Below are 10682 nucleotides of genomic sequence, written 5' to 3'. Positions count from 1 at the left end.
AGATATGATGAAAGTTCGTAACTTAGGACGTAAATCCTTAGAAGAAGTTAAACATAAACTTGAGGAATTAGGTTTAGGTTTACGTAAAGACGACTGAGGATTTAAACCCATGAACAAAGGAGGGAACTACGAATGGCATACAGAAAATTAGGCCGTACAAGTGCGCAACGTAAAGCTATGTTACGTGACTTAGCTACTGATTTAATTATCAACGAGCGCATCCAAACGACAGAAACTCGTGCAAAAGAACTTCGTTCTGTAGTGGAAAAAATGATCACTTTAGGTAAACGCGGAGATCTTCATGCTCGTCGTCAAGCAGCAGCTTTCATTCGCAATGAAGTAGCTAACGCTGAGACTGGTCAAGATGCACTTCAAAAATTATTCGCTGATGTAGCTCCACGCTATGCTGAGCGCCAAGGCGGATACACTCGTATTGCAAAAATTGGTCCACGTCGCGGAGACGCAGCACCAATGGTAATTATCGAGTTAGTATAATGATAATTAAAAGGGCAGGACAGTTCTTTTCAAGAAACTGGTCATGGCCCTTTTTTTTAAATATAAAAATAGGCGAGCTTGGCGAAGGAAAGGGTGCCTTCTATTGAAAAAAGAGAAACTTCGGATAAGAAATATATCATTTCAATATCCTGGGGCAGCCACGTATGCATTAAAAGATGTTTCATTTTCCTTATATGAGGGAGAATGGGTATCTATTATTGGACAAAACGGTTCAGGAAAGTCTACACTTGCAAAATTATTGAATGGTTTGTTTTTGCCGGAAGCAGGGACTATTACAGTGAATGATACAATGGTTTTATCAGAGGAAACGGTATGGGATGTTCGAAAACAAATTGGAATGGTATTTCAAAATCCAGATAATCAATTTGTTGGAACAACAGTGCAAGATGATGTTGTATTTGGCTTAGAGAATATCGGAATGCCAAGAGAACAAATGATTGAAAGATTAGAACAGGCCTTACGACTTGTCCGTATGGAAGATTTTCTTAATGATGAGCCTCATTCCTTATCTGGTGGGCAAAAACAGCGAGTGGCAATAGCAGGCGTTTTAGCACTTCAGCCATCTATTTTAATATTAGATGAAGCAACGTCAATGTTAGATCCTCAAGGAAGACGTGAAGTAGTAGAAACGGTTAGACAACTTGTTAATCAAAAAGGTATTACCGTGTTATCAATTACGCACGATTTGGAAGAAGCGGCACAGTCGGATCGTGTCATTATTTTAAATAAGGGAGAAATATTAGAGGAAGGGACTCCAGAGAAAATTTTCAAGTCCTCTCATACGCTCCAAGAAATTGGCTTAGATGTACCGTTTTCGGTGAAAATAGCAGAATTATTAAAAAGAAATGAAATTCTTTTGCAAAATACGCATCTTACAATGGAAAGCTTGGTGAACGAACTTTGGAGATTACATTCCAAAAAGTAGAACATCGTTATCAATATAAAACTCCATTTGAAAGACGCGCACTTTATGATGTAGACGTGTCGTTTCCAAGTGGGGGCTATTATGCCATTATCGGTCATACTGGTTCAGGCAAGTCGACGATGATTCAACATTTAAATGGTTTATTGCAGCCGACAAATGGTACAGTTCAAATTGGTGAACATTTGATTTCGGCAGGAAAGAAAGAAAAAAAGCTAAAGCCACTACGTAAAAAAGTAGGGGTTGTCTTTCAATTCCCAGAACATCAGTTGTTTGAAGAAACTGTGGAGAAAGATATTTGCTTTGGACCTACTAATTTCGGGGTATCTGGAGATGAAGCGAAGCAAAAGGCTAGAGAGGCAATAGAACTTGTAGGGCTAGAACCAGAACTGTTAACACGTTCTCCGTTCGAATTAAGTGGTGGACAAATGAGACGTGTTGCTATAGCGGGTGTACTGGCAATGGAACCTGAAGTGCTTGTATTAGATGAACCTACAGCAGGTCTAGATCCAAAAGGGCAGAACGAACTTATGCAGATGTTTTATAAGTTGCATAAGGAGAAGGGGCTTACAGTTATCCTTGTAACGCATAATATGGAGGATGCTGCTCAGTATGCGGAACAGATTGTAGTTATGCATAAAGGAACGGTCTTTTTGCAAGGAAGTGCAGAGGAAGTATTTTCACATGCTGATGAACTAGAGAAAATTGGTGTGGATCTTCCTATGTCATTAAAGTATAAACGTGCAATTGAAGAGAAGTTTGGTATTTCAATTCCAAAGGCTACCTTATCTTTAGAGGATCTTACTCATGAAGTTGTGCAGGTGTTACGAAAAGGTGGTCATGAATCATGCAGCAGTTGATTATTGGGAGATATATCCCGGGGAATTCACTTATTCATCAACTTGATCCACGTACGAAGCTGCTGATTGTCTTTTTATATGTATTTGTTGTTTTCTTAGCAAATAATGCGATTTCATATGGATTTTTATTTTTATATGCACTCATTGCTTTATTTTTTGCAAAAGTGCCGATTCGTTATGTACTTTCGGGCTTAAAACCGATTTTATGGATTTTTCTTTTTACATTTTTCCTGCATATTTTTACAAATAAAGAGGGGGATGTACTACTCCAGCTTGGTTGGTTTTCGATACATGAAAAAGGATTAGAGCAAGGGATATACATTTCTGTACGGTTCTTCGTTATTATTTTAATGACGACATTATTAACGTTAACGACGACACCTATTGAAATTACAGATGGTTTGGAGACGTTATTAAAGCCATTGAAGCGTATAAAGGTTCCTGTTCATGAAATCGCATTAATGATGTCAATTTCTCTTCGTTTTATCCCGACATTAATGGATGAAACAAGTAAAATAATGAAAGCACAAGCATCACGTGGTATTGATTTCGCTGGTGGACCGATAAAAGATAGAATGAAAGCTATTATCTCACTGCTCGTTCCTCTGTTTATCAGTGCTTTTAAGCGTGCAGAGGACTTAGCTATTGCGATGGAAGCTCGTGGATATCAAAGTGGTGAAGGACGTACTAAATTTAGGCAACTACGCTGGAAAACAAGCGATACAGTAACGATTGTAAGCTTATTTTGTTTAGCTTGTATTTTGGCATGGGTGCGATCGTAATGGAGAATAGAGAAATGGATAGAATAAAATGTACGGTTGCATATGATGGTATGCATTTTTGTGGTTATCAAATTCAGCCGAAGCATCGTACTGTTCAACAGGAGATAGAAAAAGCATTACAGAAATTGCATAAGGGAGAACTTGTTCGTGTTCAGGCGTCTGGTAGAACAGATTCTACGGTTCATGCAAAAGGGCAAGTAATACACTTTGATACTCCTTTGTCTCTTGAGGAGTGGCAATGGAATAACGCTTTAAATACAATGTTGCCAGATGATATTGTTATTAGGCGAGTAGAGAAAAAAACAGAAGAATTTCATGCACGTTACGGTGTTGAGAAAAAAGAATATCGTTATCGTGTATTATTATCAAAGACTGCGGATGTATTCCGTAGAAATTACGTATATCAATATCCATATCAGCTCGAAATCAATTCTATAAGAAAAGCAATTCCCTATTTTATTGGAACGCATGATTTCACTTCTTTTTGTTCGGCAAAAACTGACAAAAAAGATAAAGTGCGAACAATTTATGAAATCGAGTTAATTGAGCAAGATGATGAATTAATTTTTCGTTTTGTTGGTAATGGATTTTTATATAATATGGTCAGAATTATTGTTGGGACGTTACTTAGCGTAGGGCAAGGAAAGCTTGATCCTAATAGCATTCCAGAGATTTTAGCGAAACAAAATCGTCAGTTTGCTGGAAAGATGGCTCCAGGTCATGGGCTTTACCTATGGGAGGTAAACTATAACAACTAATCCTGGTGTAACATTTGCTTGACATTAGAAACTCAAAAGTATATCATAACATATGGTATTGTTTCTAAAACCACGATTAGCCCCGGAAGGAAATCGTGTTTAAGATAAACAATAGATTTTTTCTATGGAAAAGATAACGAGGAGGGAAACACATGCGTACGACTTTTATGGCAAAAGCTAACGAAGTTGAGCGTAAATGGTATGTGGTTGATGCTGAAGGTCAAACTTTAGGTCGCCTTGCTAGTGAAGTAGCATCCATTTTACGTGGTAAAAACAAACCTACATTTACACCACACGTTGACACGGGTGATCATGTAATTATTATTAACGCTGAGAAAATTCATTTAACAGGTAATAAATTAAACGATAAAATTTACTACCGTCACACTAACCACCCAGGTGGACTTAAGCAAAGAACAGCTCTTGAAATGCGTACAAACTACCCTGTACAAATGTTAGAGCTTGCAATTAAAGGCATGCTTCCAAAAGGACGCTTAGGCCGTCAAGTTTCTAAGAAACTAAACGTGTATGCTGGAGCAGAGCATCCACACCAAGCACAAAAACCAGAAGTTTACGAACTTCGCGGATAATTAATTAAAGGAGGGCTTACTTTGGCACAGGTTCAATACTATGGCACTGGACGTCGTAAGAGTTCAGTAGCGCGCGTACGCCTAGTTCCAGGCGAAGGACGCGTTATCATTAACGGTCGTGATTTTGAAAACTATATCCCATTTGCTGCATTACGTGAAGTAGTGAAACAACCTCTAGTTGCAACAGAAACTTTAGGTAACTACGATGTACTTGTAAACGTAAATGGTGGTGGATACACTGGTCAAGCTGGTGCTATTCGTCACGGTATTTCTCGCGCTTTATTAAAAGCTGATCCAGAATACCGTCTAACACTAAAACGTGCAGGTCTATTAACTCGTGACGCACGTATGAAAGAGCGTAAAAAATACGGTCTTAAAGGCGCACGTCGTGCACCTCAGTTCTCAAAACGTTAATTTTTGCGAACTACAAACCCCAACCATTTTGGTTGGGGTTTTTTTATGTTTCATTCCTCTTTTGTGATTTTTATAGCTTGGAATATTTTAGTGCTACCGCCGCGCGTATGCTTCTTCTTTAGAAGTTTAGACTAATACGTATTAGGGAGGTTTATAAGTACTATGAATGTCATTGTCAGCTTACGAGAAAAACAAAAAGAAAAGCAGTTAAAATACGAGCGGAAGATGTTGCGGGAATTATCATTAAAAACATTGCGTTCAAATATACGTGATGCCTTTCAAATGCAAGAGCTTCATCGTCAGTATGAAGATTACTGTATTGAATTAGGGATAGAATCTTATTTATTAGGAGCGAGATATAGTAAATTTGGTTATTATGGTGAATCGTTCTTTGATGTGAAATATAGAGCTTTAGAAGAAGAACAACAATTAACTGAAACGCTATTTCAATTTTTAACGAGTATGACTATGCGAGAAATAAAGTTGAAAGATGAGGAATTACTTTTTGAATCTTGTCAGCAGTTTATAGGATTGTGGTGGCAAGAAGGGTATGAAAAAGGTGAAAGAAGATATCGATTAAAGCTTCATTAAGACAAGCATAAACTTTCCTCTTGTCCCATATAAGTAATTAGAGGGACTAGCTGGAGGAGGAAAGGTATGAAGAGAATTCGAATTATCTCTTTTGCACTCGCTGCGGTTGTTTTGTTTTTTTTAGTCAAACAAGAATTTCAAATTACAAAATCGTGGCGAGCTTGGAATTTACCCTTATCAGGGAAAGTAATCGTATTAGATGCTGGGCATGGTGGACCAGATGGAGGGGCTGTTGGTGGAAAGGATATTATAGAAAAGGATATTACGCTTGAAATTACAAAAAAGGTACAAGACTATTTACAAGAACAAGGTGCACTAGTTATTTTAACGCGTGAGGGAGATTATGATTTAGCTAACAAAGATACAAAGTCATATAGTAGACGTAAAGCGGAGGATTTAAAAAAACGTGTAGAAATCATCAATAAACCAGATATAGACTTTTTTGCAAGCATTCATTTAAATGCTTTAACTAGTAGTGGATCGAAAGGCGCACAAACATTCTACTATCGCTCTTCAATTGAAAATGAACGTGCTGCGAAATTTATACAGGCTGAATTGAGAACGAGTTTAGAAAATACGAATCGTTCTGCTAAAACAATCTCTCACGTATACTTATTGAAGTATGCGAAAACACCAGGTGCTTTAATTGAAGCTGGCTTTTTATCGAATGTGAACGAAAGGTATATGTTAAATTCGGAGAAATATCAACAGAAGGTAGCAGCTGCAATATACCGTGGTATATTGCGTTATTTCACGGAAAAAGGAAATCCTCCAGAATAAGGAGGATTTTTTTGAGTTTCTCTCGTTAACGAAGTTTTCGGAAAATATGTTATACTGGAAATGTAAACGCATTTATTTGAAGAATAAGCAAAGATGAATTCAATTAACATTACGTTATTTTTCATACAGGGGGCTGGGCTAATTATGGTAACGAAAGAACAAGTGGTTGAAGCGTTAGAAGGGATTGTAGATCCGTTTTTACATAAAACATTAAAAGAAACAAGTGCAATTAAAGAGGTAACAGTCAAGCCTGAGAAGGAACATGTGAGTGTCAAAATTGCAATCGTAAAAACTGGTACAGCGGAACAAATGCAGTTGCAGTCTGGAATTGTAAAGTTAGTAAAAGAGCTTGGGGCAGCAACAGTTGGACTTCGTTTTGCAGAATTTACAGAAGAGGAATTAGCTCAGTTTGCACCAGAACAAGAAGCAGAGCAAAGTGAATCTTTATTGTCACCAAATTCAAAAACGACATTCTTAGCAGTAGCGAGTGGAAAAGGTGGTGTGGGGAAATCAACCGTTTCCGTTAACCTTGCAGTTGCTTTAGCTCGTTTAGGAAAAAAAGTTGGTATTATTGATGCGGACATTTACGGTTTTAGTGTGCCAGACATGATGGGGATAGAAAAACGTCCCATCGTAAGAGGTGACAAGATAATTCCGGTGGAACGTTTAGGTGTAAAGGTAATCTCAATGGGCTTCTTTGTAGAGGATAATGCACCAGTTATTTGGAGAGGACCTATGCTTGGGAAAATGTTAAACCACTTCTTCACAGAAGTGGAATGGGGCGATTTAGATTATTTAGTACTAGATTTACCACCAGGAACAGGTGATGTTGCGTTAGATGTGCACTCAATGTTGCCATCTTGCAAAGAGATTATTGTAACGACGCCTCATCCAACAGCTGCGTTTGTAGCAGCGCGTGCTGGAGCGATGGCATTACGCACTGAACATAGTATTCTCGGTGTTGTTGAGAACATGGCATATTTTGAAAGTAAGGTAACTGGTGAGAAAGAATATGTATTTGGAAGAGGCGGGGGAGATAAGTTGGCTACCGAACTGCAAACAAATGTTCTTGGTCGTATTCCGCTGCAACAACCTGATTGGAATAAAGAAGACTTTGCTCCTTCAGTATATGAAGATACACATACAACCGGCATTATTTATAGTAAAATAGCTGAAGCAGTAATTGATAAAACAGCTGTTATACAAAAATAAAATGAAACTTTAATCAGTGGGGTTCATCTGTTACTGGCAACAATAAGGGTTTTGTTGCTAGTAAACCTTTCGCTTAACTAGAGGGGCCATTTTGTCTGTTAATAGCAAGATAAAGTAATAACGAGTGGACAATGTATAAATTGTCCACTCGTTATTATAGTTATTATTCTCACTGTTCTTCCTTCTTCTCGCCTTGAGAACCACCGTCACCGCCTGCTTCTTTCTTATCAGATCCACCTTTTTCAGCCTTTTGTACACCTTTACTAATGATATCAATCATCTTGGATTGGAAGAGTGGACTTTCAGCAGTTTCTGTTAGTACTTGTTGTAGATATTGACGGTATTCTTTGCTCTTCATTGTTTGTAACATCATTTTTTCTACTTCAGGATTTTTCATGATTTCTATAACGCCTGCTTGGTATTCAGGGTCTTTTAATAAGGTTTTCATTAATTGAGTTTGTTCTTTCCCCATACTTTTAGCGAACTTCGATGAGAACTCAGGATCTTTAAAGAGCTTTTCCCAGAATTGTTGCCCTTTATCGGATACCATTGCATCTTCAATCGTTTTCTTTACTACTGTTTCATCTAGTATGAGTGCTTGTTTCATTTTTTCATCAGTTAATACATCTTGAATAGCTTTCTTACCTTGATCTGTTTTTAAAATATCAACAATCATTTTCTTTGTTTGATCGTAATCTAGTTCGGATTTCGTTTCTTTTCCTTGTGCGCATGCTACAAGTGCGATAAGTAGAAAAGAAGAAACGAAAATGAATAGTATCCGTTTCATAAGTTGGAACTCCTTTCAGCACAGTTCTCTCTTTTTAATATAAATATCTTTAAGGAATTTATACATGAACATGGCTAGCTTTTTGAAATTGTCATTGATACAATTTAATTAGAAATATAAGGATAATGGGGGATGTGTTGTGAATAGCCGCAAGTGGGTACGACTATTTTTAACGACGTTGTTTCTTGGTGGGATTAGCACAGTTATTATTGGTTTTGTTTTGGAGTGGGACAGGTATAATGAATTTTTTCAAAATTTCGACGTTAAAGAGATTTTAGCGGTATCTTTCTGGTTGATGGGTGTAGGATTTATTTTTAGCGTTATAAGTCAAATGGGATTCTTTGCATATTTAACAATCCATCGTTTTGGACTAGGGATGTTTCGCTCATCGTCTTTATGGAATGCAGTCCAGCTCTTCTTTATTGCATTCGTATTATTTGATTTTGTGTATTTAAGATCTGTACTTATTGCAAATGGGGAAATCTCATTGGGGAATAACATACTTGTTGCTGGAATTTTATTTGTGCTTGGAGCAATTGTTGCTTATGTAAAAAGTAAAGAAACAAATAAAAAAGCATTTGTGCCAGCTCTGTTCTTTATGGTAGTTGTAACGATTCTTGAATGGGTACCGGCGCTTCGGATTAATGATGCAGATTGGTTATATTTAATGGTTATACCGCTATTGTTATGTAATGCATATCAATTACTTGTATTACATCGTTTAATCGGAAAAACGAGTAAATCTGCTTAATAGAGAGAGGTTTTATACACCAGCAGTTATATTACTGGAAATGGTGTGATTAAAAAAGCTCTACCACCTTCTTGAAAGGTAGTAGAGCTTTTTATACGTGAAGAGTAGTAGGGACGAAGCTATTTCACATCTTCACTTTTCGTACTTGTGTTGGAAATAAGTTGTGATACGGATATTTGCTCATATCCATCACTTTTTAATTTTTGCAGGAGCAGCGGTAAAGCTCTATTTGTTTGAAGGGCAGAATCGGATGCGTGTAATAAGACAATATCTCCACCTTTCAAATTATTAGAGACGGTGGAAACGATGTGATTTACACCTGGGTTTTTCCAATCGTTTGAATTATTACTCCAATGCACAACGGTGTATCCAAGTGATTCTGCAATTTTAAGGGTTGCCTTGTTAAATTCGCCACTAGGTGGACGTAACAGCTTGACTTGTTTTACCCCAAGTTTTGTAAAAACATCTTGTGCTCGTAAAAGGTCTCTTCTTATTTCATTCGTCTCTAGAGAAGTATAAGATGTGTAATTGTAACCCATACTACCAATTTCGTGTCCATCTTTCATGATGCGCTCTACAATATCGGGGTGTCTTTCGGCCCATGCAGCAGAAAGGAAGAAGGTTGCATTCTTAATCTGTCTTTCTTTAAGAGTATCAAGGATTGGAATTGCTTTTTTGTCTCCCCAACTAATATCAAACGTAAATGCAACTTGCTTTTTAGCGGTATCTCCTTTGTAAATTACTTTAGGACCTGTAGCAGTTGAAAAAGCAGATTCATGTGAATATGTTTTTAAAAAGAGTAGCCATGCTGTAAATAAGGAAAGTATCACTATTAAGCTAATGTGTTTAAAAGTTCTCTTACTCGTAATAAAAAAGAAAAACATAATATTACGCCCCTTTGTCCAATCCTTTTCAGTTACATATATGCCGTAAATATAAAAAAGAGAACAAAGGATTAATATCGTAAGTAGTGGATATAATGAATGATAGGATTGTAATAAGTGAAAATGAGCGGAACGTTTATTGTTACGTAAGGAATTGTTGAGGTGATCATTTGCTTGGGTTGATGTTGACAAAAGAAGAGAGAAAAGAGATGGAATACATATTAAAGAGAGAGTTAGAGGAACTTTTATTTGATTTTGAAGATGAGCGTATTCATGAAGTTGTAAAAAAGGCGATGGAAGAAAGATATAAAATCATTTTTTGTTTGTTTCGGAGAGTTGCTAACGCAGAGGAATGTATTCGTTATGTAAGAAAAAGAATTTTTTATTAAAAAGTGTTGACGTTAATAGTTTGTATATGGTAAAGTAATAAACGTCGCTGATGCGGAAACGCAGGAAACGGCAAAAAAGAAATTTAAAAAACTTAGTTGACATCGAAAAACGAAGATGTTAACATAAGGAAGTCGCAAATGAGCGACCAAGTAGTTCTTTGAAAACTGAACGAAACAAACAACGTGAAACGTCAATTTTTATTTTTAGATGCTAGACAAACTAACTTTATTGGAGAGTTTGATCCTGGCTCAGGATGAACGCTGGCGGCGTGCCTAATACATGCAAGTCGAGCGAATGGATTAAGAGCTTGCTCTTATGAAGTTAGCGGCGGACGGGTGAGTAACACGTGGGTAACCTGCCCATAAGACTGGGATAACTCCGGGAAACCGGGGCTAATACCGGATAACATTTTGAACTGCATGGTTCGAAATTGAAAGGCGGCTTC

15 protein-coding genes and 1 rRNA gene are annotated in these 10682 nt (G+C 37.2%); 14 read left to right on the top strand and 2 right to left on the bottom strand.

The window, feature by feature from the left end; all coding sequences use genetic code 11:
- The 11 genes from C4S65_RS33110 to C4S65_RS33060 form a co-directional block, all read left to right on the top strand.
- A partial coding sequence (locus C4S65_RS33110; protein ID WP_276567438.1) for a DNA-directed RNA polymerase subunit alpha C-terminal domain-containing protein occupies nucleotides 1–97 on the top strand: 97 nt, incomplete at its 5' end.
- 35 nt (nucleotides 98–132) lie between these two features.
- Nucleotides 133–495 carry a 50S ribosomal protein L17 gene (rplQ, locus tag C4S65_RS33105; protein WP_000331490.1) on the top strand — a complete coding sequence of 121 codons (363 nt, stop codon included), beginning with the start codon at nucleotides 133–135 and terminating at the stop codon, nucleotides 493–495.
- 103 nt (nucleotides 496–598) lie between these two features.
- A complete protein-coding gene (locus C4S65_RS33100; protein WP_000711766.1) occupies nucleotides 599–1441 on the top strand; it encodes an energy-coupling factor ABC transporter ATP-binding protein in 843 nt (280 codons plus the stop codon).
- Nucleotides 1417–2298: an energy-coupling factor ABC transporter ATP-binding protein gene (locus C4S65_RS33095; protein ID WP_000406529.1), complete on the top strand. Its 882-nt coding sequence runs from the start codon at nucleotides 1417–1419 to the stop codon at nucleotides 2296–2298. The genes C4S65_RS33100 and C4S65_RS33095 overlap by 25 nt, the downstream gene beginning before the upstream one ends.
- Entirely contained in the window at nucleotides 2286–3080 is a 795-nt protein-coding gene (locus C4S65_RS33090) for an energy-coupling factor transporter transmembrane protein EcfT (RefSeq protein ID WP_001186530.1), read from the top strand. The genes C4S65_RS33095 and C4S65_RS33090 overlap by 13 nt, the downstream gene beginning before the upstream one ends.
- Nucleotides 3081–3094: 14 nt before the next feature.
- Complete coding sequence (truA, locus tag C4S65_RS33085; protein WP_086405939.1) at nucleotides 3095–3838, top strand: tRNA pseudouridine(38-40) synthase TruA; 744 nt, start codon at nucleotides 3095–3097, stop codon at nucleotides 3836–3838.
- A 152-nt stretch (nucleotides 3839–3990) separates the two neighbouring features.
- Complete coding sequence (rplM, locus tag C4S65_RS33080) at nucleotides 3991–4428, top strand: 50S ribosomal protein L13 (RefSeq protein ID WP_001260793.1); 438 nt, start codon at nucleotides 3991–3993, stop codon at nucleotides 4426–4428.
- A gap of 21 nt (nucleotides 4429–4449) precedes the next feature.
- On the top strand, nucleotides 4450–4842 hold the full coding sequence (gene rpsI / locus C4S65_RS33075) for a 30S ribosomal protein S9 (RefSeq protein WP_000079986.1): 393 nt from the start codon (nucleotides 4450–4452) through the stop codon (nucleotides 4840–4842).
- 162 nt (nucleotides 4843–5004) lie between these two features.
- Entirely contained in the window at nucleotides 5005–5433 is a 429-nt protein-coding gene (locus C4S65_RS33070) for a DUF2521 family protein (protein WP_001101008.1), read from the top strand.
- A 66-nt stretch (nucleotides 5434–5499) separates the two neighbouring features.
- The gene (gene cwlD, locus C4S65_RS33065; protein ID WP_000822437.1) at nucleotides 5500–6213 is read left to right on the top strand and encodes an N-acetylmuramoyl-L-alanine amidase CwlD; all 714 of its coding nucleotides are present in this window, start codon (nucleotides 5500–5502) and stop codon (nucleotides 6211–6213) included.
- A 144-nt stretch (nucleotides 6214–6357) separates the two neighbouring features.
- A complete protein-coding gene (locus C4S65_RS33060; protein ID WP_061666937.1) occupies nucleotides 6358–7425 on the top strand; it encodes an Mrp/NBP35 family ATP-binding protein in 1068 nt (355 codons plus the stop codon).
- A 169-nt stretch (nucleotides 7426–7594) separates the two neighbouring features.
- Here the strand turns inward: C4S65_RS33060 and gerD are convergent, their stop codons facing one another.
- Nucleotides 7595–8212, bottom strand: coding sequence for a spore germination lipoprotein GerD (gerD, locus tag C4S65_RS33055; protein ID WP_000821601.1), 618 nt, complete (start codon nucleotides 8210–8212; stop codon nucleotides 7595–7597).
- A gap of 139 nt (nucleotides 8213–8351) precedes the next feature.
- On the opposite strand from gerD, the gene C4S65_RS33050 reads away from it, so the two are divergent.
- A complete protein-coding gene (locus tag C4S65_RS33050; RefSeq protein WP_097960644.1) occupies nucleotides 8352–8963 on the top strand; it encodes a KinB-signaling pathway activation protein in 612 nt (203 codons plus the stop codon).
- 119 nt (nucleotides 8964–9082) lie between these two features.
- Here the strand turns inward: C4S65_RS33050 and pdaB are convergent, their stop codons facing one another.
- Nucleotides 9083–9847 carry a polysaccharide deacetylase family sporulation protein PdaB gene (pdaB, locus tag C4S65_RS33045; RefSeq protein ID WP_000464717.1) on the bottom strand — a complete coding sequence of 255 codons (765 nt, stop codon included), beginning with the start codon at nucleotides 9845–9847 and terminating at the stop codon, nucleotides 9083–9085.
- 170 nt (nucleotides 9848–10017) lie between these two features.
- On the opposite strand from pdaB, the gene C4S65_RS33040 reads away from it, so the two are divergent.
- The gene (locus tag C4S65_RS33040) at nucleotides 10018–10236 is read left to right on the top strand and encodes a hypothetical protein (RefSeq protein WP_042972334.1); all 219 of its coding nucleotides are present in this window, start codon (nucleotides 10018–10020) and stop codon (nucleotides 10234–10236) included.
- Between the two features lie 226 nt (nucleotides 10237–10462).
- A 16S ribosomal RNA gene (locus tag C4S65_RS33035) occupies nucleotides 10463–10682 on the top strand; the annotation flags it as partial.

It is taken from the genome of Bacillus sp. ok061, from assembly GCF_900108285.1.
GTDB lineage: Bacteria > Bacillota > Bacilli > Bacillales > Bacillaceae_G > Bacillus_A > Bacillus_A thuringiensis_S.
This window is presented reverse-complemented; position numbering and strand designations above follow the sequence as displayed.

Bases quoted from the DNA above. Each gene is read 5' to 3' on its own strand.
- gerD (WP_000821601.1), bottom strand. From the start codon at position 8,212: ATGAAACGGATACTATTCATTTTCGTTTCTTCTTTTCTACTTATCGCA.
- C4S65_RS33070 (WP_001101008.1), top strand. From the start codon at position 5,005: ATGAATGTCATTGTCAGCTTACGAGAAAAACAAAAAGAAAAGCAGTTA.
- C4S65_RS33090 (WP_001186530.1), top strand. From the start codon at position 2,286: ATGCAGCAGTTGATTATTGGGAGATATATCCCGGGGAATTCACTTATT.
- rplQ (WP_000331490.1), top strand. From the start codon at position 133: ATGGCATACAGAAAATTAGGCCGTACAAGTGCGCAACGTAAAGCTATG.
- pdaB (WP_000464717.1), bottom strand. From the start codon at position 9,847: ATGTTTTTCTTTTTTATTACGAGTAAGAGAACTTTTAAACACATTAGC.
- truA (WP_086405939.1), top strand. From the start codon at position 3,095: ATGGATAGAATAAAATGTACGGTTGCATATGATGGTATGCATTTTTGT.
- rplM (WP_001260793.1), top strand. From the start codon at position 3,991: ATGCGTACGACTTTTATGGCAAAAGCTAACGAAGTTGAGCGTAAATGG.
- cwlD (WP_000822437.1), top strand. From the start codon at position 5,500: ATGAAGAGAATTCGAATTATCTCTTTTGCACTCGCTGCGGTTGTTTTG.
- C4S65_RS33060 (WP_061666937.1), top strand. From the start codon at position 6,358: ATGGTAACGAAAGAACAAGTGGTTGAAGCGTTAGAAGGGATTGTAGAT.